The following is a 22,922-nucleotide window of genomic DNA, read 5'->3' on the forward strand; positions in this document are numbered from 1 at the left end:
CCGCTGTATTTCTGATGAAAGGAAATGAATACGCGTTATGTCGTCCGAAACTCAAATAACAACCGATGACCAGCAGCGGACAGGCCCGCGTCATGTGGCCATCATCATGGATGGCAACGGTCGCTGGGCGAAAAATCAGGGTAAACTCCGCGTTTCCGGTCATAAAGCGGGCGTGAAGTCGGTGCGTCGCGCCGTAAGCTTTGCCGTCAGTAATAAGCTGGAAGCGCTCACGCTTTATGCCTTCAGTAGCGAAAACTGGTCCCGTCCGGCGCAGGAAGTGGTTGCGCTGATGGAGCTGTTTGTCTGGGCACTTGATAGCGAAGTAAAAAGCCTGCATAAGCACAATGTTCGGTTAAGAATTATTGGCGATATTAGCCGTTTTAATTCACGCTTACAGGAGCGCATTCGTCGCGCTGAGGAACTTACTCAACAAAATAATGGATTGACCCTCAACATTGCCGCGAATTATGGCGGCCGTTGGGATATTATTCACGGCGTAAGAAAGATAGCCGAGCAGGTGCAGGAAGGATTGCTCCGTCCTGACCAGATCGAAGAAACTACGCTGTCCGGATTTCTCTGTATGCATGATTTGGCACCGGTGGATCTGGTAATAAGGACCGGGGGGGAACACCGCATCAGTAACTTCCTGCTGTGGCAAATCGCCTACGCGGAGTTTTACTTTACCGATGTTCTCTGGCCTGATTTTGACGAACAAGTTTTTGAAGGTGCAATGAATGCTTTTTCACATCGTGAGCGTCGATTTGGCGGCGCAGCACCTGGCGGCGCCTGAGCGCCCTGGGGGTAACCTTTGCTGAAGTCGCGTCTGATTACAGCGTTCATACTGATCCCTTTGGTGATCGCTGCGCTTTTCTGGTTACCGCCATCAGGATTTGCCATCACCACTCTGGTGGTATGCATGCTGGCCGCATGGGAATGGGGCCAGTTTGCTGGCTTCACCTCCCGTCTCCAACGTATCTGGCTGGCCGTACTTTGCGGCCTGCTGCTTGCCGTGATGTTATTTACGCTTCCTCCTTATCAACATGCCGTTCAGCTGCCGCAAATAGGCGGTTCGCTTTGGGTTGCGCTGGCCTGGTGGGTTGGCGCGCTGCTGTTGGTGCTGCGCTATCCGGCCTCCGCAGGGTTCTGGCGGCATTCGCGTGTACTGCGCCTGGGATTTGGCATTTTCACCATTGTGCCGTTCTTCTGCGGCATGGTTGCGCTGCGTCAGTACCATTATGATGTGGATCATTTTGCTGGCGCCTGGTGGCTGCTGTACGTATTGATTCTGGTCTGGGGTGCCGATTCTGGAGCCTATATGTTTGGTCGTTTATTCGGCAAGCATAAGCTCGCCCCCAAAGTCTCGCCGGGCAAAACCTGGGAAGGCTTTTTTGGCGGCCTGCTGACTTCCGCGTTGATTGCGTGGCTGTTTGGTTTATGGGCGCCGCTGAACGTGGCGCCGGGCGTGTTGTTGATCTGCTCTGTGGCTGCCGCGCTGGCTTCCGTTTTAGGCGATCTTACTGAAAGCATGTTCAAACGCGAAGCGGGCATTAAAGATAGCGGGCATCTTATCCCCGGACACGGCGGCATTCTCGATCGCATTGACAGCCTGACGGCGGCGGTGCCGGTTTTCGCTTGTTTGTTGCTGTTAGTATTCAGGACGCTGTAAGGACAAGACGTTATGCTGAGCTTTATCTGGAGTCTTGCTGCCTTTATCGTTGCGCTGGGCGTGTTGATTACCGTTCATGAGTTTGGTCATTTCTGGGTAGCGCGTCGCTGCGGCATCAGGGTAGAGCGCTTTTCCATCGGCTTCGGCAAAGCGCTCTGGCGTCGTCGCGACCGACTTGGCACCGAATATGTTATTGCCTTAATTCCGCTTGGCGGCTATGTCAAAATGCTGGATGAGCGCGTAGAAAGCGTGCCGCCCGAGCTGCGTCATCAGTCCTTCAACAATAAACCCGTACTGCAGCGCGCCGCGGTGATTGCCGCTGGTCCTGTGGCTAATTTCCTGTTTGCTATTTTTGCTTACTGGCTGGTCTTTATTCACGGCGTACCGGGTGTGCGTCCGGTTACCGGTGAAATCCTGAGCGGTTCGGTGGCGGCTGAGGCGCAAATTTCGCCTGGCATGGAACTTAAAGCGGTTGATGGCATCGAAACGCCTGACTGGGATGCTGTGCGTATGGCGCTGATCGGTAAAATCGGTGATACCGACGTTACCTTAACATTATCGCCGTTTGGCTCATCGCAGCGCGTGGAAAAACAGGTCGATCTGCGTAACTGGCATTTTGAACCTGATAAGCAGGACCCGGTTGTGGCGTTAGGTATCGCACCGCGCGGCCCTGAGATTGAAACGGTGCTGGCGGAAGTCCAGGCTAACTCACCTGCCAGTGCGGCAGGTTTGCAAGCAGGTGACAGGATCGTTAAAGTCGATGGTCGATCGCTGGCGGACTGGCGACAGTTTGTCAACCTGGTGCGGGAAAGCCCTGATAAAGCGATCGCGTTGGATGTGGAACGGCAGGGCGAGTTTGTCAGCCTTACGTTGACGCCAGCTGCAAAAGGGTCGGAAGGCTTCGCCGGTGTTGTACCGCGCGTGCTACCGTTGCCTGAAGAGTATAAAACGGTGCGCCAGTATGGCCCGTTTGCTGCTATTGGCGAGGCCGGGGGAAAAACCTGGCAGTTAATGAAGCTGACGGTCAGCATGCTTGGCAAACTGATCACCGGAGATGTTAAGCTGAACAACCTGAGCGGGCCGATTTCTATCGCGCAAGGCGCCGGGATGTCAGCGGAGTACGGGGTAATTTATTACCTGATGTTTCTCGCACTTATCAGCGTGAATCTCGGTATTATTAATCTCTTCCCGTTACCGGTATTAGATGGTGGGCATCTGCTTTTCCTGGCGATTGAAAAAATCAAAGGGAAACCGGTGTCTGAGCGAGTTCAGGACTTCAGTTATCGCATTGGCTCAGTTCTGCTGGTGCTGTTAATGGGGCTTGCACTATTCAATGATTTCTCTCGCCTGTGATGACCGGAACGTTATCCAGGCTGGGACGTGTTAGGAAGAACGCATAACAACGATGGCGATGAAAAAGTTGCTCATAGCGTCGCTGCTGTTTAGCAGCGCCACCGTTTACGGTGCAGACGGGTTCGTGGTGAAGGACATTCATTTCGAAGGACTGCAGCGAGTCGCTGTCGGTGCGGCTCTGCTCAGCATGCCGGTGCGTGTTGGTGATACGGTAGACGATGAAGATGTCAGTAATACCATTCGCGCCCTGTTTGCTACCGGGAATTTCGAAGATGTTCAGGTTCTGCGCGACGGCAACACGCTGATCGTTCAGGTGAAAGAGCGTCCCACCATTGCCAGCATCACTTTCTCCGGTAACAAAGCGGTGAAAGAAGAGATGCTTAAACAAAATCTGGAAGCTTCCGGCGTGCGCGTCGGCGAGGCGCTGGATCGCACCACCATTTCCAGCATCGAGAAGGGGCTGGAAGATTTCTACTACAGCGTGGGTAAATATAGCGCCAGCGTAAAAGCTGTCGTGACCCCGCTGCCGCGTAACCGTGTCGATCTCAAACTGGTATTTACCGAAGGCGTTTCGGCGAAAATCCAGCAGATTAACGTCGTTGGTAACAAAGCCTTTAGCTCTGATGAGCTGATTTCGCGTTTCCAGCTACGTGATACGGTGCCGTGGTGGAACCTGGTCGGCGATCGTAAATATCAGAAGCAGAAACTGGCGGGTGATTTAGAAACCCTGCGCAGCTTCTATCTGGATCGCGGCTATGCACGTTTCAATATTGATTCCACGCAGGTCAGCCTGACGCCGGATAAAAAAGGCATCTATATCACCATCAACGTCAACGAAGGCGAGCAGTATAAGCTCTCCGGCGTGGTGGTGAACGGTAGCATGGCAGGTCACTCCGCAGAGATCGAAACGCTGGCGAAGGTTGTACCGGGCGAGCTGTATAACGGTACTAAAGTCACCAAAATGGAAGACAACATCAAGCAGCTGTTAGGCCGCTATGGTTATGCCTATCCACGCGTGGTGACGCAGCCAGAAATCAACGACGCTGATAAAACGGTAAAACTGCATGTGAATGTCGATGCCGGCAACCGCTACTACGTACGTAAGGTGCGCTTTGAGGGCAACGATACCTCTAAAGATGCCGTGCTGCGTCGTGAAATGCGTCAGATGGAAGGCGCATGGTTGGGCAGCAACCTGGTCGAGCAGGGCAAAGAGCGCCTGAACCGTACCGGCTATTTCGAAACGGTTGATGTCGATACGCAGCGCGTACCGGGCACGCCAGATCAGGTTGATGTCGTTTATAAGGTGAAAGAGCGTAACACCGGTACCTTTAACTTTGGTATTGGCTACGGCACCGAAAGTGGCATCAGCTTCCAGGTTGGCGTAACCCAGGATAACTGGCTGGGTACTGGTAATACCGTCGGCATTAACGGCACCAAAAACGATTATCAGACCTACGCGGAATTCTCCCTAACCGACCCGTACTTTACGGTGGATGGGGTTAGCCTTGGCGGACGCGTTTTCTATAACGACTTTAAAGCAGATGACGCGGAACTCTCCAATTATACTAACAAGAGCTACGGCCTTGATGGCACGCTGGGCTTCCCGGTAAATGAGAACAACACGCTGCGCGTAGGCCTGGGTTATGTGCATAACGGCTTGTCTCATATGCAACCGCAGTTAGCGATGTGGCGTTATCTGCAATCGGTTGGGCAGACGCCGGCTCTCACCAGAAATACAGAGTATTCTGCCGATGATTTCACTTTTAACTACGGCTGGACGTATAACACGTTGGATCGTGGCTTTTTCCCTACATCCGGTAACCGTACCAACCTGAACGGTAAAGTCACCATTCCTGGCTCCGACAATAGCTTCTATAAAGTCACACTGGATACTCAACAGTATATGCCACTGGATAGTGACCGCACATGGGTACTGTTGGGCCGTGGTCGTGTAGGTTATGGTGATGGTTTGAGCGGCAAGGAACTGCCATTCTATGAAAACCTTTACGCTGGCGGTTCCAGTACGGTTCGTGGTTTCCGCTCCAATAACATTGGTCCGAAAGCGGCTTACTATAATGACGGTTCTTCTACTTGCTCCGGTAATCAAAACCTGTGTAAATCGAATGATGCGGTAGGCGGTAACGCAATGGCGGTAGCCAGCCTGGAACTGATCACGCCAACGCCGTTTATCAGCGATAAATATGCTAACTCAGTGCGTACTTCATTGTTCGTGGATGCCGGTACCGTTTGGGATACCCACTGGGAAAATACCGCTGATACCCGTGCTGCGGGCATTCCGGATTACAGCGATCCGGCCAATATTCGCATCTCTAGCGGTATCGCGCTGCAATGGATGTCGCCGCTGGGACCGTTGGTGTTCTCCTACGCCCAGCCGCTTAAGAAATATGATGGAGATAAAGCGGAGCAGTTCCAGTTTAACATTGGTAAAACCTGGTAATGCACGCTTCAGGGAAGTAAAGCTGTTAAGTATCGCACTGTTCGCTGGCCTGCGGGTTGACCACAGGCCAGCGTCTCAGGCAAAAGTGTGTCTTTGACACAAACGTTGATGGTAAGGAGTTAATAGTGAAAAAGTTGTTGTGTGCCGCAGGTCTGGGTCTCGCTTTAGCGGTTTCCGCAGGCGCTCAGGCTGCTGATAAAATTGCCGTGGTAAACGTGTCCAGCATTTTCCAACAGTTACCGCAACGTGCCTCTGTTGCGAAGCAGCTTGAAAATGAATTTAAAGGCCGTGCTACCGAACTGCAAAGCCAGGAGCGCGATCTGCAGGCAAAAATGCAGCGCCTGCAACGTGATGCTTCTACCATGAAGGCCAGCGAGCGCAGCCGTATGGAAAAAGATATCATGTCTCAGCGTGAAACCTTCGCTACCAAAGCGCAGGCTTTTGAGCAGGACAATCGCCGTCGCCAGATGGAAGAGCGTAACAAACTGCTGAGCCGTATTCAGGACGCAGTGAAGAAAGTTGCTGCTGATGATGGCTACGATGTGGTTATCGATGCTAACGCAGTCGCTTATGCGGCGAATGCCAAAGACATCACCGCTGACGTTCTGAAACAGGTTAAATAATCAATGTCTTCAATTCGACTGGCTGATTTAGCCCAGCAGTTGGATGCAGAATTGCACGGAGATGGCGATATCGTCATCTCCGGCATTGCTTCTATGCACTCCGCCCAAGATGGTCAAATCACTTTTCTCGCCAACAGCCGTTACCGTGAGCAGCTTGCTGAATGTCAGGCATCTGCCGTGGTACTGACCCAGGACGATCTCTCCTGGTGCCGCAGCGCCGCGCTGGTGGTTAAAAATCCTTATCTGACCTATGCACGCATGGCGCAGCTGCTTGATACCACGCCGCAGCCGGCGCAAAATATCGCCGCAAGCGCGGTGATCGACGCCAGCGCTACGCTGGGCAGCAACGTTTCCATCGGCGCAAATGCGGTTATCGAGTCAGGCGTTATGCTTGGCGATAACGTGGTGATCGGTGCAGGCTGTTTTGTAGGTAAAAACACGCATATCGGTGCCGGTACGCGCCTGTGGGCCAACGTCACCATTTATCATGAAATCCGTATTGGTGAGCAGTGTCTGATCCAGTCGGGCACGGTGATCGGCGCTGACGGCTTCGGCTATGCTAACGATCGCGGCAACTGGGTGAAAATTCCTCAGCTTGGCTCGGTGATTATTGGCGATCGCGTCGAAATTGGTGCCTGTACCACCATCGATCGCGGTGCACTGGATAACACTCAGATTGGTAATGGTGTTATCATTGATAACCAATGTCAGATTGCACATAACGTAGTGATTGGCGACAATACGGCCGTTGCTGGCGGTGTAATCATGGCGGGTAGCCTGAAAATCGGTCGTTACTGTATGATCGGCGGGGCCAGCGTCATTAATGGACACATGGAAATTTGTGACAAAGTGACGGTAACTGGCATGGGAATGGTGATGCGCCCCATCACTGAACCTGGGGTATACTCTTCAGGCATTCCGTTGCAACCTAATAAAACCTGGCGTAAAACCGCAGCGCTGGTGATGAACATCGATGAAATGAGCAAGCGCTTAAAAGCCATCGAGCGCAAAGTCGGCAAAGACGACTAAACGTACACTTCACCGCTGTCCGGCTTTCATAAATAAAACATGCTAAGCAGGGAAGCCAGGCGCCACATAAACTAATTTGCGGCCTGCCGACGATCGTCTGATCGGTGCAGGCCTTGTTATTGATGTCATCAGAATTTTTAGGACAGGAAGAGTATTTTGACTACTGAAACTCATACTCTGAATATTGAAGAGATTTTAGAACTACTGCCGCACCGTTATCCGTTTTTACTGGTCGATCGTGTCCTGGAGTTCGAAGAGCATAAATATCTGCGTGCGGTGAAAAACGTCTCGGTTAACGAACCGTTTTTCCAGGGACACTTCCCTGGTAAACCGATTTTTCCAGGCGTTTTGATTCTTGAGGCGATGGCGCAGGCGACAGGTATTCTGGCGTTTAAAAGCGTTGGTAAACTTGAGCCGGGTGAGCTGTACTACTTTGCCGGAATTGACGAAGCGCGCTTTAAGCGTCCGGTGGTACCGGGCGATCAGATGATAATGGAAGTTACTTTCGAAAAAACCCGTCGTGGTCTGACGCGCTTTAAAGGCGTGGCTACCGTAGATGGTAAAATTGTCTGTGAAGCGACCATGATGTGTGCCCGAAGCCGGGAGGCATAATACGTGATTGATGCAACTGCCGTAATTCATCCGAGTTCTATCGTCGAAGAGGGCGCCATCATTGGTGCCCGTGTCCACATTGGCCCCTTTTGCTATATCGGTGCAAATGTTGAAATTGGTGAAGGTACCGTCCTGAAATCCCACGTGGTGGTGAACGGACATACCCGCATCGGTAAAGACAATATTATTACCCAGTTCGCTTCTATTGGTGAGGTGAACCAGGACCTGAAATATGCTGGTGAGCCAACGCGCGTTGAAATTGGCGATCGTAACAGCATCCGCGAAAGCGTGACCATTCATCGTGGCACGGTGCAGGGCGGCGGCGTGACTCGCATCGGCAGCGATAACCTGCTGATGGTGAATGCGCATATCGCTCATGACTGCATTATTGGCAACCGCTGTATTTTCGCCAATAACGCCACGCTGGGCGGACATGTTACGGTGGATGACTTTGCCATTATTGGCGGCATGACGGCGGTGCATCAGTTCTGTATTATCGGCGCGCACGTTATGGTGGGCGGTTGTTCTGGCGTGGCGCAGGATGTGCCACCTTACGTTATCGCGCAGGGCAACCACGCCACGCCGTTTGGCATCAATATTGAAGGCCTTAAACGTCGCGGTTTCGATAAAGAAGCGTTGCATGCGATTCGTGCCGCCTACAAACTGCTATATCGCAGCGGCAGGACGCTGGATGAAGTGAAGCCGGAAATCGAAGCGTTGGCTGAGAAGCACGCTGAGGTTAAGCCGTTTTACGACTTCTTTGCCCGCTCAACGCGAGGTCTGATTCGTTAACCCATGGCTGCTCGTCCTTTAACGATTGCCCTTGTCGCCGGAGAAACCTCCGGCGATATTCTTGGTGCCGGTTTAATTCGCGCGCTTAAAGCCAAACATCCTGACGCCCGCTTTGTTGGCGTGGCCGGTCCGCGCATGCTGGCGGAAGGCTGCGAGAGCTGGTACGACATGGAGGAGCTGGCGGTGATGGGCATCGTTGAGGTGCTGGAGCGCCTGCCGCGCCTGTTAAAAATTCGTCGTGATTTAACCCGCCGCTTTACCGCGCTTAAGCCTGATGTCTTTGTAGGCATCGATGCGCCCGATTTTAACATTACCCTTGAAGGGCGGCTGAAACAGCGCGGGATCCGCACTATTCATTATGTCAGTCCTTCAGTATGGGCATGGCGGCAAAACCGGGTCTTCAAGATCGGTCGCGCTACCGATCTGGTGCTGGCCTTCCTGCCGTTCGAAAAAGCGTTTTACGATCGCTTTGAGGTTCCCTGTCGTTTTATCGGGCATACCATGGCGGATGCGATGCCGCTGCAGCCGGATAAAACCGCAGCGCGTCGCACGCTGGGCATCGACGAACAGGCGCTCTGCCTGGCCTTACTGCCGGGCTCGCGTAAAGCGGAAGTTGAAATGCTTAGCGCTGATTTTCTCAAGACGGCGCAGCGGCTGCAGGAAAAATGGCCGCAGCTGGAAATCGTGGTGCCGTTGGTGAATGCCCGTCGACGTGAACAGTTTGAACAGATCAAAGCTGCGGTGGCTCCTGAGCTACCGGTTCATCTGCTGGATGGTCAGGGCCGCGAGGCGATGATTGCCAGCGATGCGGCGCTGCTGGCTTCCGGGACGGCGGCGCTGGAGTGCATGCTGGCAAAATGTCCGATGGTGGTGGGGTATCGCATGAAGCCTTTCACCTTCTGGCTGGCGCAGCGGCTGGTCAAAACCGACTATGTCTCGCTGCCTAATTTGCTGGCCGGGCGCGAACTGGTGCCGGAACTGCTTCAGGATGAGTGTCAGCCCGAACGGCTGGCCGCAGCGCTGGAACCCTTGCTGGCGCAGGGTGAAACGCGCAACAGGCTGTTGGCAACCTTTACTGAGCTGCACCAGCAGATCCGCTGGAATGCCGATGAACAAGCGGCTCAGGCCGTACTGGAGTTGGCGCATGGCTGAATTTATTTATCCCAACGCGCGGCTTATTGCCGGCGTTGATGAAGTTGGACGCGGGCCGCTGGTCGGCGCGGTGGTTACGGCGGCAGTGATCCTGGATCCAGCCCAACCGATCGCTGGGCTGGCGGACTCGAAAAAGCTGAGCGAAAAGCGTCGGCTGGCGCTGTATGATGAAATCCGTGAAAAAGCGTTGGCCTGGAGTCTGGGCCGTGCCGAACCGGAAGAGATTGATCGGCTAAACATTCTGCATGCCACTATGCTGGCGATGCAGCGCGCGGTGGCCGGTCTGGCCGTCACGCCTGACTATGTATTGATTGACGGCAATCGCTGTCCTGAATTGCCGATGCCGTCCGCAGCGGTAGTAAAAGGCGACAGCCTGGTAGCGGAAATCAGCGCCGCGTCGATTATCGCCAAAGTGACGCGCGATCGCGAAATGGCCGAGCTGGATGTGGTTTTTCCGCAGTACGGCTTTGCCCAGCATAAAGGTTATCCCACCGCACAACATCTGGCGATGTTGACGGAGCATGGTGCTACGCCGCACCATCGTCGTAGTTTTGCTCCAGTGCGCAATGCGCTGCTGGACATCGAAGTGACTAATCTCACCGCCAATCGCGCGCGTTAAGCGCGCTTTGCTGCAGTTAACCGGAAAGTAAAGATGGCCGAACCACGTTTTATTCATCTGCGTATCCACAGCGATTATTCGATGGTCGATGGACTGGCGAAAACCGGTCCGCTGGTGAAAAAGGCAGCGGCTCTCGGAATGCCGGCAATGGCAATCACCGACTTTACCAACCTGTGCGGGCTGGTGAAGTTTTACGGCACGGCGCACGGCGCAGGGATTAAACCGATTATTGGTGCTGATTTTCTTGTCGCCTGCGAACTGATGGGCGATGAGCTGTCGCAGATTACCGTGCTGGCGATGAATAATGCGGGCTACCAGAATCTCACGCTGCTGATTTCACGCGCTTATCAGCGCGGCTACGGCCCGGAAGGCCCGACCATCGATCGTGACTGGCTGGCCGAACATCAGGAAGGGCTGATTCTGCTCTCCGGTGGGCGACGTGGCGATGTCGGACGCAGCCTGCTGCGCGGCAATCAGGCGCTGGTAGCGCAGTGTCTGGCCTTTTATCAGCAACACTTCCCCGATCGCTATTATCTGGAGCTGATCCGAACCGGACGTCCGGATGAAGAAAGCTATCTGCACGCCGCCGTTGAACTGGCGATTGCCGAAGGCATTCCCGTGGTGGCAACCAATGAAGTCTGCTTCATCAATGAGGATGACTTCGACGCGCATGAAATTCGTGTAGCGATCCATGACGGCTATACGCTGGACGATCCCAAGCGCCCCCGCAATTACAGCCCGCAGCAGTATATGCGCAGCGCTGAGGAGATGTGCGAGCTCTTTTCTGATATCCCGGAAGCGCTGGAAAACAGCGTGGAGATTGCCCGTCGCTGTAACGTAACGGTGCGGCTGGGCGAGTACTTCCTGCCGCAGTTCCCGACCGGCGATATGACCACCGAAGATTTTCTGGTAAAGCGCTCGCGTGAAGGGCTGGAAGAGCGTCTGGAATTTCTTTTCCCCGATCCGGAAGAGCGGGCGAAGAAGCGCGTGGAATATGATGAACGTCTGGAGATTGAACTTAACGTTATTAACCAGATGGGCTTCCCTGGTTACTTCCTGATCGTCATGGAATTTATCCAGTGGTCGAAAGATAACGGTATCCCGGTCGGCCCAGGACGTGGTTCAGGTGCCGGTTCGCTGGTGGCCTATGCGCTGAAAATTACCGATCTCGATCCGCTGGAGTTCGACCTGCTGTTCGAACGCTTCCTGAACCCGGAACGCGTATCAATGCCTGACTTCGACGTCGACTTCTGTATGGAGAAGCGCGATCAGGTGATTGAGCACGTTGCTGAGATGTATGGCCGTGATGCGGTTTCGCAGATTATCACCTTCGGCACCATGGCGGCGAAAGCGGTTATCCGTGACGTAGGCCGCGTGCTGGGACATCCCTACGGCTTTGTTGACCGTATCTCTAAGCTGGTGCCGCCCGATCCGGGGATGACGCTGGAGAAAGCCTTTGCTGCCGAACCGCAGCTGCCGGAAATCTACGAGGCGGATGAAGAGGTCAGGGCGCTGATCGATATGGCGCGCAAGCTGGAAGGGGTAACGCGCAACGCCGGTAAACACGCCGGCGGCGTGGTAATTGCGCCAACTAAAATCACCGACTTTGCGCCGCTTTACTGCGATGAGCACGGCCAGTATCCGGTCACCCAGTTTGATAAGAACGATGTGGAATATGCCGGGCTGGTGAAGTTCGACTTCCTTGGCCTGCGTACGCTGACGATCATCAACTGGGCGCTGGAGATGATCAACGCGCGTCGGGCGAAGCAGGGCGAGCCGCCGATCGATATCGCCGCGATTCCGCTGGAAGATAAAAAAAGTTTTGATATGCTGCAGCGCGCAGAAACCACGGCGGTGTTTCAGCTTGAATCGCGCGGCATGAAAGATCTGATTAAACGCCTGAAGCCGGACTGCTTTGAGGATATGATCGCGCTGGTGGCGCTGTTCCGTCCAGGTCCGCTGCAGTCAGGCATGGTAGATAACTTCATTGACCGTAAACATGGTCGTGAAGCGATCTCCTATCCTGATATTCAGTGGCAGCATGAATCTCTGAAACCGGTACTGGAGCCGACCTACGGCATTATCCTCTACCAGGAACAGGTCATGCAGATTGCCCAGGTACTGGCGGGCTATACGCTGGGCGGCGCAGATATGCTGCGTCGTGCCATGGGTAAGAAAAAGCCGGAGGAGATGGCCAAACAGCGTTCCGTGTTTAAAGAAGGCGCGGAAAGCATGGGCATCGACGGCGAGCTGTCGATGAAAATCTTCGACCTGGTGGAAAAATTCGCCGGTTACGGCTTCAATAAATCACACTCCGCCGCCTATGCGCTGGTTTCCTACCAGACGCTGTGGCTAAAGGCGCACTATCCGGCTGAGTTTATGGCGGCGGTTATGACTGCCGATATGGACAACACCGAAAAAGTGGTGGGCCTGGTGGATGAGTGCTGGCGCATGGGGCTGAAGGTGCTGCCGCCGGATATTAACTCCGGCCTCTATCAGTTCCACGTCAACGACGACGGTGAAATCGTGTATGGCATCGGCGCAATTAAAGGCGTCGGCGAAGGCCCGATTGAAGCGATTATCGAAGCACGTAATAAAGATGGCTATTTCCGTGAGCTGTTCGATCTTTGCGCGCGCACCGATCCGAAAAAGATCAATCGTCGGGTCATGGAAAAGCTGATTATGTCCGGCGCTTTCGACCGTCTGGGGCCGCATCGCGCGGCGCTGATGAGCGCACTGGGCGATGCGCTGAAGGCAGCGGATCAGCATGCGAAAGCGGAAGCGATCGGTCAGGCGGATATGTTTGGCGTGCTGGCGGAAGAGCCGGAGCAGGTGGAACAGTCCTACGCCAGCATTACGCCGTGGCCGGAACAGGTGCAGCTGGATGGCGAGCGCGAGACGTTGGGTCTCTATCTCACCGGCCATCCGATCAACCAGTACCTGAAAGAAATTGAGCGCTACGTAGGTGGCGTACGCCTGAAAGACATGCACCCAACCGAGCGCGGTAAGATAACGACCGCGGCCGGTTTGGTGGTGGCGGCCCGCGTGATGGTCACTAAACGCGGTAACCGTATTGGCATCTGCACGCTGGATGACCGTTCTGGTCGTCTGGAAGTGATGTTGTTCACAGATGCGCTTGATAAATACCAGCAGCTGCTGGAAAAAGACCGTATCCTGATCGTCAGCGGACAGGTCAGCTTTGATGATTTTAGCGGTGGGCTTAAAATGACCGCTCGCGAAATTATGGATATCGATGAGGCACGTGAAAAATACGCGCGCGGACTTGCTATCTCGCTGACGGACAGGCAAATTGATGACCAGCTTTTAAACCGTCTCCGTCAGTCTCTGGAACCCCATCGTTCGGGGACAATTCCGGTACATCTCTACTATCAGAGAGCGGATGCGCGGGCTAAGCTGCGTTTCGGCGCAGCCTGGCGCGTATCTCCCTGCGATCGTTTGCTTAATGACCTGCGATCGCTGATAGGATCGGAGCAGGTGGAACTGGAGTTTGACTAAAACAGGAACATTATGAGTCTTAATTACCTGGATTTTGAACAGCCAATTGCAGAACTGGAGGCGAAAATCGACTCCCTCAAGTCGGTTGGCCGTCAGGATGAAAAACACGATATTAATCTGGATGAAGAGATCCAGCGTCTGCGCGAGAAAAGCGTTGAGCTGACCCGTAAAATCTTCGCCGATTTGGGCGCATGGCAGATCGCGCAACTGGCGCGTCATCCGTTACGTCCTTACACGCTGGACTATGTCCGTAACGTGTTTACTGACTTTGATGAACTGGCAGGCGATCGCGCCTATGCGGATGACAAAGCGATTGTCGGCGGCATAGCGCGTCTGGACGGACGCCCGGTTATGATCATTGGCCATCAGAAAGGCCGTGAAACCAAAGAGAAGATTCGTCGTAACTTCGGCATGCCGGCACCGGAAGGCTATCGCAAAGCGCTGCGCCTGATGGAAATGGCCGAGCGCTTTAAGATGCCGATCATTACCTTTATCGATACGCCGGGTGCTTATCCGGGCGTTGGCGCGGAAGAGCGCGGTCAGTCTGAGGCTATTGCACGCAACCTGCGTGAAATGTCCGGCCTGAAAGTGCCGGTTATCTGTACCGTTATCGGTGAAGGCGGTTCCGGCGGCGCGCTGGCAATTGGCGTTGGCGATAAGGTCAATATGCTGCAGTACAGCACCTATTCAGTTATTTCACCGGAAGGTTGTGCCTCAATCCTGTGGAAGAGCGCCGATAAAGCGCCGCTGGCCGCTGAAGCGATGGGCATTATCGCGCCGCGACTGAAAGAGCTGGATCTGATCGACTCTATCGTTCCTGAACCGTTGGGCGGTGCACATCGCGATCCGCTGGCGATTGCGGCTTCGCTGAAAGCGCAGTTGCTGGCTGACCTGGCCGATCTGGACGGTCTGAATACCGAAGAGTTGTTGAACCGTCGTTATCATCGCTTGATGAACTACGGTTACGCGTAATTTTATTCAGGTTATTAACAAGGCGGCCTTCGGGTCGCCTTTTTTACTTTTACGACAAAACGATTTCTCTCAATAAAGCCTCGGTTATTGATTGTTTTTCACGCAGCGATGGCTGAGTTTGAACAGTCAGGAAATAAACATCAATAACGGGAGTTAAAATGGGATATTACGAAATACGTAAATCAGACAAAGAGACGCCACAGCCCTGGTATTTTGTGCTGCGCGCCGGCAATCATGAAATCATTGCGGTAAGCGAGATGTATGCCAGCAAACAGGGCGCTTTAAACGGCATCGCCTCGGTACGCCAGAACGCGCCGACTGAAACCGTCTACGATCGCAGCTAACTTGGTTATGCTTTTCCAGACCCGCTATCCGGCGGGTCTGCTCTAACCCCTTCTGTGCTATCCGCTATGCTTATTCTTTATCGCTCATCACCAGGAGGTGCGAATTGAATATCATTGCGATAATGGGACCGCATAACGCTTTTTATAAAGATGAACCGATTCGCCAGCTGCATCAGGCGCTGATCGGCAAGGGGTTCGATCTTATCTATCCCAAAGACGCCAACGATTTGGTTAAGCTAATTGAGCATAATCCACGGGTTTGCGGCATTATTTTTGACTGGGATGAATATAGCCTGGATCTCTGCAGCGAAATTAATCAGCTTAACGAATACCTGCCGCTCTACGCCTTTATTAATACCCACTCCACCATGGATATCAGCATTCACGAAATGCGCATGGCGCTGTGGTTCTTTGAATATGCGCTTGGTGTCGAAGAGGATATCGCCCAGCGTATCCGCCAGTATACCGATGAGTATATCGACAATATTACGCCGCCGTTGACGCGAGCGCTGTTTAACTATGTGAAGGAAGGGAAATACACTTTCTGCACGCCTGGCCATATGGCTGGCACCGCTTTTCAAAAAAGCCCAGTCGGCACGCTGTTTTATGACTTTTACGGCCCTAACGCCTTGAAGGCGGATACCTCTATTTCTGTTACCGAGCTGGGATCGCTGCTTGATCACACCGGCCCGCATCTGGAAGCAGAGGAGTATATCGCCCGCACTTTCGGTGCCGAGCAAAGTTATATGGTGACCAACGGCACTTCAACCTCAAACAAAATCGTCGGTATGTACGCTGCGCCTGCAGGCAGCACGGTGCTTATCGACCGCAACTGCCATAAATCGCTGACGCATCTGCTGATGATGAGCGATATCGTGCCGATTTGGCTGAAGCCGACACGTAATGCGCTGGGCATTCTCGGCGGTATTCCTAAGCGGGAGTTTATGCGTGACAGCATTGCATTGAAGGTGGCGCAAACCGAACATGCCAGCTGGCCGGTACATGCGGTGATCACCAACTCCACCTACGATGGTCTGCTGTATAACACCCGCTACATCAAAGAAACGCTGGATGTGCCTTCGATTCATTTTGATTCCGCCTGGGTGCCTTATACCAATTTTCATCCCATCTATGCGGGCAAGAGCGGGATGAGCGGCGAGCGCACGCCAGGCAAGGTGATTTATGAAACGCAGTCTACACATAAGCTGCTGGCGGCATATTCGCAGGCTTCGCTGATTCATATTAAAGGCGACTACGATGAACAGACCTTTAACGAAGCCTATATGATGCATACCACCACCTCGCCGAACTATTCGATTGTCGCCTCTATCGAAACGGCGGCCGCCATGCTGCGTGGTAATCCGGGACGTCGGCTGATTAACCGTTCCGTTGAGCGTGCGCTGCATTTCCGCCGCGAAATCCAGCGGCTGCGCGAAGAGTCCGATAGCTGGTTTTACGATATCTGGCAGCCAGACGGCATAGAAGAAGCAGAGTGCTGGCCGATCCAGCCGGGTGAAGAAGCGTGGCATGGTTTTATTGATGCCGATCGCGATCATATGTATCTCGATCCGATCAAGGTAACCATTTTGACGCCCGGCATGAGTGAACAGGGTGAAATGGCGGAAGAAGGGATCCCGGCGGCGCTGGTGGCCAAGTTTCTTGATGAACGCGGTATCGTGGTAGAGAAAACCGGCCCGTATAATTTGCTGTTTCTGTTCAGTATCGGCATCGACAAAACCCGGGCAATGGGGCTGCTGCGTGCACTGCTGGACTTCAAGCGTGCCTACGATCTTAATCTACGGGTGAAAAATATCCTGCCGGATCTCTATGCCGAAGATCCCGATTTCTATCGCAATATGCGGATCCAGACGCTGGCACAGGGCATTCATCAACTGATCCACCAACACGATCTGCCGCGCCTGATGCTGAAAGCGTTTGATGTGCTGCCGGAGATGAAAATGACACCGCATCGGGCGTTTCAGCTACAGGTAAAAGGAGAGGTAGAAACCGTGGAGATTGACCAGATGATCGGGCGCGTTTCGGCCAACATGATTCTGCCTTATCCGCCGGGCGTGCCGCTGGTGATGCCGGGAGAGATGATTACTGAATCCAGCCGTGCGGTGCTCGACTTCCTGCTGATGCTGTGTGCCATTGGCCACCATTATCCTGGTTTTGAAACCGATATCCACGGCGCCAAGCTCACCGAGGATGGGCGCTATCTGGTACGCGTCCTTAAACAGCATGAGCCGGATACCGTGCGCTAACTTGCAGATTATGCCGTCTTGCTTCAGCATCCATGAGTGAGTAGGGTGCTGCAGTAAGATAGATCAAGGAGAAGCTATGCTGGATATCAAGAAGGTTCATCATATTGCGATTATTGCCAGCGACTATGCGCGCAGCAAGGCATTTTACTGCGACATTCTTGGCTTTACGCTGCAGCAGGAAGTTTATCGCGAAGCGCGTGATTCATGGAAAGGCGATCTGGCGCTGAATGGAGAGTATCTGATTGAGCTGTTCTCTTTCCCGACGCCGCCGGCTCGTATTAGTCACCCGGAAGCCTGCGGCTTACGCCATCTGGCGTTTGCAGTGAATGATATCGATCGCGCCTGTGAGTTACTCACGGAAAAAGGCGTAGCCTGCGAGCCCGTTCGCATCGATCCTCTCACCGGCAAGCGCTTTACCTTTTTCAGCGATCCGGATAATTTGCCGCTAGAGTTATACCAGGCTTAAAATAACCGTTTTTACGGTCATCGCTCTGATGGCCGCCTGCCAATAGGTTTTTCATGACGCAGCTTGCACAACTTGAACAGCAGCTGGCCGGTGAACAGCGGCTGCTGGTGGGGTTCAGCGGCGGGCTGGACTCTACCGTTCTTTTGCATCAGTTAACCCTGTTGCGCCAGCGACAGCCAACGTTACAGTTGCGCGCAATTCATATTCATCACGGATTAAGCCCCTGTGCCGATAGCTGGGTGCAGCACTGCCGGGCCGTTTGTGAAGCGTGGCAGGTTGAGCTGGAGGTCGTGGCGATCAAGGTTGACGGACGCGACAGCGGCATTGAAGGCGCGGCGCGCGAAGGGCGTTATCAGGCTTTTCGCGACAGTTTGCGCACCGGAGAAGCCCTGGTGACGGCGCAGCACCTTGACGATCAATGCGAAACCTTGCTGCTGGCGTTGAAGCGCGGCAGCGGGCCTGCTGGCCTGGCCGCGATGCCCGTGCGCCTGATGTTAGGCGCGCATCGCCTGCTGCGTCCGCTGCTTTCGCGTCAGCGAGCTGAGCTGGAAAAGTGGGCTGAAGAGTATCAGTTGCGCTGGATTGAAGATGAAAGTAATCAGGATACGCGCTATGACCGTAACTTTCTGCGCCAGCGGATATTACCGACACTGAGCGAGCGCTGGCCGCATTTTGCCGTCGCCGTTGCCCGCAGCGCGGCGCTGTGCGGCGAGCAGGAGCAACTGCTGGATGAGCTGTTGGCGGAGTCGCTGGCGGCGCGAACAGAGCCGGATGGCGCACTGCGCATCGATGGCTTTGCTGCCATGAGCGAAGCACGTCGCGCTGCGCTGCTGCGGCGCTGGATTGCCGGCTGCGGCGGTCAAATGCCCTCGCGGGATGCGATCCGGCGTCTGTGGCTGGAAGTGATCAATGCACGGGAAGATGCCGCGCCGCGTCTGCGGTTGGGAGATCATGAAATACGGCGCTATCGTGAGAAGCTCTACTGGCTGCCGTTAAGGCCATCGGTACGCGCGCTGATTTTACCCTGGACAGAGGTGACCAGGCCGCTCCCTCTCCCGCACGATCTTGGCATACTGCAACTGGCGGAAAGCGGTACGGAAGTGCGCCCGCCCCGCGCAGATGAAACGGTTACGGTACGCTTTCAGGCGCAGGGCCGTTTCGCCATTGAGGGACGCAGCGGCCATCGATCGATCAAAAAACTGTGGCAGGAGTGTGACGTGCCGCCGTGGCAACGTGAAAGCACGCCGCTGATTTTTTACAATGAGACGCTTATTGCCGCACTGAATACGTTTGTTTGCCGCGAAGGCAGCGCTATGGCGGGAAATGCCTGGCGCATTGCCTGGCTTCGTGAAAGGGAGAATAAAAGATGAAAGCCCTGTTGATACTGATGCTGGCCTGTTTTACCGCGCCTGCGCTGGCGGCCGGTAACGCTGCTGCCGGTCAGGAAAAATCTGCCGCCTGTCAGGCGTGCCACGGCGCAGAAGGTAAAGCTTCTGTTTCGCTGTATCCCAATCTGGCCGGTCAGCATGCCGATTATTTACAGCATGCGCTGCAGGCTTACAGGAAAGGGGAGCGTAGCGGTGGACAGGCGGAAGTGATGAAAGCGTTTGTCAGTGGGTTAAGCGATGAGGATATGGCCGATTTAGCCGCGTATTATCAGTCGTTAAAGCCGTGAAGCCAAAGGGCGGGAAAGCCCGCCCAAAGGGTTAATCCGACTCGCTGACAACAACGGTGCCCAGCTCGGGATGGCTAAAGCTGGCAATATGGTCAAGGCGCAGTTCGCGCACCTCACCGGCCAGGTCAACCACCAGATATTCTACGTTTTTACGCGTGATCATATCCTGCGCTTGTACCTTAAGCTGTTCACCATTCTTGAGTTCAAGAACCAGTGACCACTGTTTTTGGCAGGCGAGTTCGAGACTATCGTAATCGTCACAATTGATCGGTTTGTAGGCTTCATTCGTCAACATAATCGCTCACCAATAAGTTTGCAGCGGCATAAGCCGCCTGTTCCCTGACAGAAGAGTTTAGCGCAGAATTAGCCGCTATCTCATTCAGTGTTTTTAACGCGCAACCTATGGCGTCGGGCACGTATCCCAGTTCGCCGCCGCCGATTTCAGCGTACTTCTGACGAACCAAATCACAATATTTCTGCACATGCACCTCCTTCCAGAGCGTAAATCTCTGACTCCAGCGACTATAACATAGCCTTCTGCGGGAAATCAGCGGTTCACAGCGTTTTATCCGTAGACAATAAGTATTGACCTGAAGCGTTAGCAAGTCACACTCTACGTTATCGGTTACAGCAAACAATGCGCCCATATCAATGAATCTTCTAAAGATGGGCAGCACAACGGTAAATTTTTATGATTGTACTATCACGTAACGTCACCATCAGCGACAGCGAACTGGACATCACGGCTATACGAGCCCAGGGCGCAGGCGGCCAGCACGTCAATAAAAGCTCAACGGCGATCCATTTGCGCTTTGATATCCGTGCTTCATCGTTGCCCGATTTTTATAAAGAGCGCCTGCTTAGCGCCAGCCATCATCTGATTACGCCCGAAGGAATGGTGATCATTAAGGCGCAGGAGTATCGCAGCCAGGAGATGAACCGCGAAGCGGCGCTGAAGCGGCTGGAAAATTTGATTCGCGAGCTTACCGTGGTGGAGAAAACCCGGCGTCCCACGCGTCCGACGCTGGCGTCCAAACGACGCAGGCTGGAGGGCAAAGCGCAGCGCAGTAATACCAAAGCGCTACGGGGAAAGGTGGTGTAGTTTTAAATATTTTAGATCGTAACAACCAAGATTGTAATTATGATTGAAAACAATACCTGGAGATAATTGCTGATGAAATTAATCATCAGCAAATCTGTACTTTTCGAGGATAGATGATATTGGTGGAAATTCCTCTTCCAGAGCATTGCGAAATTTCTGTGCTTTATCATAGAAACCACACTCAATCAATAAAATAAGGATTGCGATATCGATATGGTATCCTGAGCTATGTAACATACCATAGTGGATTAGTTTATCTTTTTCTCGATAGCTGCTTAAGGTTTCTAATTTAACCATAAGATCATTTCGTCGCTGCATAACTAGTGACATGGTTGAGTAATATAAATAATTGCTTTTATCCTCATTTAAATGAAACATTTGCTTTGATAACTTCATTAAGTTAAGACAGTCACCGTTTCTTAGCATGATCTCTGCTAAAATAACCATAAAATGGAAACTATATTGGTTTGCCATGATGTTTCTTTTAGTGATAGCGTTTCGGGGGTTGTATAAAATACAATCCTTAACCATTGTTTCTATTTCCTCGTCAGGTAAGTAACCAGCTCCATCACGACAGTAAAAATACTTCCACCTTATTTCGCTTGGTTCTTTTTTTATTGTTTTCTTCAAGAGGCTTATGTTTCTTTTTACCTTTTCTTTATTTTTTAAAACCTCGTTCTTATATCCTTCATGTCTAATATTTATATCTAAGGTAACTTGATTAAGTAATCCATTCAGTTTGCGCAGTTCCTCATGCACGTGGCCAAAATAATGAAAATTTTCACTATTATAAAAGCATCTTCTAACGCCAACAGATTTATGATTATTGTGATCGATGATTACAGGACAAATTGCAATTGTCTCATTTAAATCTAGCAGTTCAAATTTACGGAGTGGTTTTTTAAATAAAGTAAATTTATGGGTTGGCATCACAGTTTCATCAGCATCTATATAAAATGCCCATTTCCCTGTCGCTTTTGATTTTGCATAATTCCGTATTTGTGAAAAATTATCTTCCCATTGTTTTGTGAAAACCTTAACTTTATCGCCCTGGTAAGTAGCGATTAAATTTAATGTGTTATCAGTAGAGCCTGTGTCAATTATTACTAGCTCTTCTACGTAATTTTTTATACTTTCTATGCATTTAACAATATTATCTTCTTCGTTTTTTACTATAATGATAGCCGTTAGTGTTGTCAGTTCATCATTAAGTAAAACTTTCATTTGCTTTTTGTTTAATTTTGCTATTTTATTGGTTTTATTAATTGAGCTGCAGTTTATTTCTTTTATTAAACTTATTTGCTCGAACCAAATTTTTAGTTGCGTTGATTCTAAAAGAAATTTGTTATAATTTCTTTGATTTAACAACGTTAAATTTTCCATTATAACCTTTGGTTAAAGGCATATAATGCTTAAATATGCCTTTGTTTGTGTTTATTTATCGTGAAGTACAAATAGGACTAGAACCAAAACCTGCGTTTTTGCCAGGCTTAGAAGGCGAGTAAAAATCCCCCGGCCATGAACAACTGAACTTCCCATTAAATATCCCGCTCATTATTGCTCCCCAGATCATAGACGGCCCTGGGTTATAACCTCCGGAAACTTGCCTTAATTGAGCTTCGTTTTTAATTTCTTTTAATACTTCGTTCTTTTTTTTCATAAAATAATTTCTCTTTTTATATAATGGTTTGGTCGTTACCACCGAATGCTTCGGTTGGCATTTCAATGTTTATATTGTAAGGTATTCATTGGCTATTTTTTTATTTTCAATTTATAGATGCTCAGCTTTCATTAACTTTTCAACTAATTAAAAAGTATCTTTTGAGTAGGGTATAAACATCTAATTTTCAAAGTAAATAAGGACTTGCAGAATATGGACATAGTTATTATGGTTTACGCGGCACCGCCGGTTTTAGGCGGAGGTTACTGCCCCTCTCCTTCTGTGTTCTCTTTCCATCCGCCTGAGGAAAAATTTATTAAGGCGTTATCGGCGCAGTTAAAAGAGGAAAATATGTCCTGGCAGGCCCATCTGGACGATAGTTATAGCGATATTGATGAGTTAATGTATAAGGCTAAAGCATTAGTATGCGCACCGGGGTTACAGTATCAGTTTAGAACCAAAGGTTTTGATAAGAGTCGCATTCTGTATCTTACTACAATGGAATATTTTTATAGTGATACGAGGCGTGTAATAGAGATGCTGCGCAAGATTGATGCTACAGGAAAATGAAGTGCTAATAATAAACGGGGAGCAGGTCATGGGCTAAAAACCCTTACTC

At 51.9% G+C, this 22,922-nt stretch carries 23 protein-coding genes; 19 read left to right on the plus strand and 4 right to left on the minus strand.

Features of this window, described 5'->3' with window-relative positions; all coding sequences use genetic code 11:
* Positions 1–37: 37 nt before the first annotated feature.
* The 17 genes from ispU to ACQE32_RS16315 all read left to right on the plus strand — a co-directional run bounded on the left by ispU (position 38) and on the right by ACQE32_RS16315 (position 19,541).
* Positions 38–790, plus strand: a complete 753-nt coding sequence (ispU, locus tag ACQE32_RS16235; protein WP_085067916.1) for a (2E,6E)-farnesyl-diphosphate-specific ditrans,polycis-undecaprenyl-diphosphate synthase — start codon at positions 38–40, stop codon at positions 788–790.
* An 18-nt stretch (positions 791–808) separates the two neighbouring features.
* Positions 809–1,666, plus strand: a complete 858-nt coding sequence (gene cdsA, locus ACQE32_RS16240) for a phosphatidate cytidylyltransferase (protein ID WP_426974530.1) — start codon at positions 809–811, stop codon at positions 1,664–1,666.
* 12 nt (positions 1,667–1,678) lie between these two features.
* A complete protein-coding gene (gene rseP / locus ACQE32_RS16245; protein ID WP_426974531.1) occupies positions 1,679–3,019 on the plus strand; it encodes a sigma E protease regulator RseP in 1,341 nt (446 codons plus the stop codon).
* Between the two features lie 52 nt (positions 3,020–3,071).
* Positions 3,072–5,477 carry an outer membrane protein assembly factor BamA gene (gene bamA / locus ACQE32_RS16250; RefSeq protein WP_426974532.1) on the plus strand — a complete coding sequence of 802 codons (2,406 nt, stop codon included), beginning with the start codon at positions 3,072–3,074 and terminating at the stop codon, positions 5,475–5,477.
* A 125-nt stretch (positions 5,478–5,602) separates the two neighbouring features.
* Complete coding sequence (gene skp, locus ACQE32_RS16255; RefSeq protein ID WP_085067912.1) at positions 5,603–6,100, plus strand: molecular chaperone Skp; 498 nt, start codon at positions 5,603–5,605, stop codon at positions 6,098–6,100.
* Positions 6,101–6,103: 3 nt separating this feature from the next.
* A complete protein-coding gene (gene lpxD, locus ACQE32_RS16260) occupies positions 6,104–7,129 on the plus strand; it encodes a UDP-3-O-(3-hydroxymyristoyl)glucosamine N-acyltransferase (RefSeq protein ID WP_426974533.1) in 1,026 nt (341 codons plus the stop codon).
* A gap of 156 nt (positions 7,130–7,285) precedes the next feature.
* The gene (gene fabZ, locus ACQE32_RS16265) at positions 7,286–7,741 is read left to right on the plus strand and encodes a 3-hydroxyacyl-ACP dehydratase FabZ (RefSeq protein ID WP_038628041.1); all 456 of its coding nucleotides are present in this window, start codon (positions 7,286–7,288) and stop codon (positions 7,739–7,741) included.
* A gap of 3 nt (positions 7,742–7,744) precedes the next feature.
* Positions 7,745–8,533, plus strand: a complete 789-nt coding sequence (gene lpxA / locus ACQE32_RS16270) for an acyl-ACP--UDP-N-acetylglucosamine O-acyltransferase (protein WP_085067910.1) — start codon at positions 7,745–7,747, stop codon at positions 8,531–8,533.
* Between the two features lie 3 nt (positions 8,534–8,536).
* Positions 8,537–9,685 (plus strand): lipid-A-disaccharide synthase, encoded by a 1,149-nt coding sequence (gene lpxB / locus ACQE32_RS16275; RefSeq protein ID WP_427022094.1) that lies wholly within the window; start codon positions 8,537–8,539, stop codon positions 9,683–9,685.
* Positions 9,678–10,304, plus strand: a complete 627-nt coding sequence (gene rnhB, locus ACQE32_RS16280; RefSeq protein WP_426974536.1) for a ribonuclease HII — start codon at positions 9,678–9,680, stop codon at positions 10,302–10,304. The genes lpxB and rnhB overlap by 8 nt, the downstream gene beginning before the upstream one ends.
* Positions 10,305–10,337: 33 nt before the next feature.
* Positions 10,338–13,820, plus strand: coding sequence for a DNA polymerase III subunit alpha (gene dnaE, locus ACQE32_RS16285; RefSeq protein WP_250651892.1), 3,483 nt, complete (start codon positions 10,338–10,340; stop codon positions 13,818–13,820).
* Positions 13,821–13,832: 12 nt separating this feature from the next.
* Positions 13,833–14,792, plus strand: coding sequence for an acetyl-CoA carboxylase carboxyl transferase subunit alpha (gene accA, locus ACQE32_RS16290; protein WP_250651893.1), 960 nt, complete (start codon positions 13,833–13,835; stop codon positions 14,790–14,792).
* Between the two features lie 158 nt (positions 14,793–14,950).
* Positions 14,951–15,136 (plus strand): YegP family protein, encoded by a 186-nt coding sequence (locus ACQE32_RS16295; protein WP_426974537.1) that lies wholly within the window; start codon positions 14,951–14,953, stop codon positions 15,134–15,136.
* A gap of 104 nt (positions 15,137–15,240) precedes the next feature.
* Complete coding sequence (locus tag ACQE32_RS16300; RefSeq protein WP_426974538.1) at positions 15,241–17,400, plus strand: lysine decarboxylase LdcC; 2,160 nt, start codon at positions 15,241–15,243, stop codon at positions 17,398–17,400.
* Positions 17,401–17,476: 76 nt separating this feature from the next.
* Positions 17,477–17,866, plus strand: a complete 390-nt coding sequence (locus tag ACQE32_RS16305; protein WP_085067903.1) for a VOC family protein — start codon at positions 17,477–17,479, stop codon at positions 17,864–17,866.
* Between the two features lie 53 nt (positions 17,867–17,919).
* A complete protein-coding gene (tilS, locus tag ACQE32_RS16310; protein ID WP_426982125.1) occupies positions 17,920–19,236 on the plus strand; it encodes a tRNA lysidine(34) synthetase TilS in 1,317 nt (438 codons plus the stop codon).
* A complete protein-coding gene (locus ACQE32_RS16315; protein ID WP_426982126.1) occupies positions 19,233–19,541 on the plus strand; it encodes a c-type cytochrome in 309 nt (102 codons plus the stop codon). The genes tilS and ACQE32_RS16315 overlap by 4 nt, the downstream gene beginning before the upstream one ends.
* Before the next feature lie 31 nt (positions 19,542–19,572).
* On the opposite strand, the gene rof is transcribed toward ACQE32_RS16315, so the two are convergent.
* Positions 19,573–19,836: a Rho-binding antiterminator gene (gene rof / locus ACQE32_RS16320; protein WP_085067900.1), complete on the minus strand. Its 264-nt coding sequence runs from the start codon at positions 19,834–19,836 to the stop codon at positions 19,573–19,575.
* Entirely contained in the window at positions 19,823–20,023 is a 201-nt protein-coding gene (locus ACQE32_RS16325; RefSeq protein ID WP_165786514.1) for a YaeP family protein, read from the minus strand. Before ACQE32_RS16325 ends, rof begins: the two co-directional genes overlap by 14 nt.
* A 209-nt stretch (positions 20,024–20,232) precedes the next feature.
* On the opposite strand from ACQE32_RS16325, the gene arfB reads away from it, so the two are divergent.
* Positions 20,233–20,643 carry an alternative ribosome rescue aminoacyl-tRNA hydrolase ArfB gene (arfB, locus tag ACQE32_RS16330; RefSeq protein WP_426982127.1) on the plus strand — a complete coding sequence of 137 codons (411 nt, stop codon included), beginning with the start codon at positions 20,233–20,235 and terminating at the stop codon, positions 20,641–20,643.
* Between the two features lie 78 nt (positions 20,644–20,721).
* Here arfB and ACQE32_RS16335 read toward each other — a convergent pair whose 3' ends face one another.
* Both ACQE32_RS16335 and ACQE32_RS16340 read right to left on the minus strand, forming a co-directional pair.
* Complete coding sequence (locus ACQE32_RS16335) at positions 20,722–22,026, minus strand: glycosyltransferase (RefSeq protein WP_427022095.1); 1,305 nt, start codon at positions 22,024–22,026, stop codon at positions 20,722–20,724.
* 55 nt (positions 22,027–22,081) lie between these two features.
* Complete coding sequence (locus ACQE32_RS16340; protein WP_427022096.1) at positions 22,082–22,345, minus strand: hypothetical protein; 264 nt, start codon at positions 22,343–22,345, stop codon at positions 22,082–22,084.
* 171 nt (positions 22,346–22,516) lie between these two features.
* On the opposite strand from ACQE32_RS16340, the gene ACQE32_RS16345 reads away from it, so the two are divergent.
* Positions 22,517–22,873, plus strand: a complete 357-nt coding sequence (locus tag ACQE32_RS16345) for a hypothetical protein (protein WP_426982130.1) — start codon at positions 22,517–22,519, stop codon at positions 22,871–22,873.
* Positions 22,874–22,922: the final 49 nt, after the last annotated feature.

This window comes from Pantoea sp. FN0302 (assembly GCF_050113775.1).
GTDB lineage: Bacteria > Pseudomonadota > Gammaproteobacteria > Enterobacterales > Enterobacteriaceae > Mixta > Mixta alhagi.

Coding starts and splice junctions, on each gene's coding strand:
- tilS (WP_426982125.1), top strand. CDS start 17,920: ATGACGCAGCTTGCACAACTTGAACAGCAGCTGGCCGGTGAACAGCGG.
- ACQE32_RS16335 (WP_427022095.1), bottom strand. CDS start 22,026: ATGGAAAATTTAACGTTGTTAAATCAAAGAAATTATAACAAATTTCTT.
- lpxB (WP_427022094.1), top strand. CDS start 8,537: ATGGCTGCTCGTCCTTTAACGATTGCCCTTGTCGCCGGAGAAACCTCC.
- ispU (WP_085067916.1), top strand. CDS start 38: ATGTCGTCCGAAACTCAAATAACAACCGATGACCAGCAGCGGACAGGC.
- ACQE32_RS16345 (WP_426982130.1), top strand. CDS start 22,517: ATGGACATAGTTATTATGGTTTACGCGGCACCGCCGGTTTTAGGCGGA.
- bamA (WP_426974532.1), top strand. CDS start 3,072: ATGGCGATGAAAAAGTTGCTCATAGCGTCGCTGCTGTTTAGCAGCGCC.
- rof (WP_085067900.1), bottom strand. CDS start 19,836: ATGTTGACGAATGAAGCCTACAAACCGATCAATTGTGACGATTACGAT.
- accA (WP_250651893.1), top strand. CDS start 13,833: ATGAGTCTTAATTACCTGGATTTTGAACAGCCAATTGCAGAACTGGAG.
- lpxD (WP_426974533.1), top strand. CDS start 6,104: ATGTCTTCAATTCGACTGGCTGATTTAGCCCAGCAGTTGGATGCAGAA.
- ACQE32_RS16305 (WP_085067903.1), top strand. CDS start 17,477: ATGCTGGATATCAAGAAGGTTCATCATATTGCGATTATTGCCAGCGAC.
- dnaE (WP_250651892.1), top strand. CDS start 10,338: ATGGCCGAACCACGTTTTATTCATCTGCGTATCCACAGCGATTATTCG.
- ACQE32_RS16315 (WP_426982126.1), top strand. CDS start 19,233: ATGAAAGCCCTGTTGATACTGATGCTGGCCTGTTTTACCGCGCCTGCG.
- ACQE32_RS16295 (WP_426974537.1), top strand. CDS start 14,951: ATGGGATATTACGAAATACGTAAATCAGACAAAGAGACGCCACAGCCC.
- rnhB (WP_426974536.1), top strand. CDS start 9,678: ATGGCTGAATTTATTTATCCCAACGCGCGGCTTATTGCCGGCGTTGAT.
- arfB (WP_426982127.1), top strand. CDS start 20,233: ATGATTGTACTATCACGTAACGTCACCATCAGCGACAGCGAACTGGAC.
- rseP (WP_426974531.1), top strand. CDS start 1,679: ATGCTGAGCTTTATCTGGAGTCTTGCTGCCTTTATCGTTGCGCTGGGC.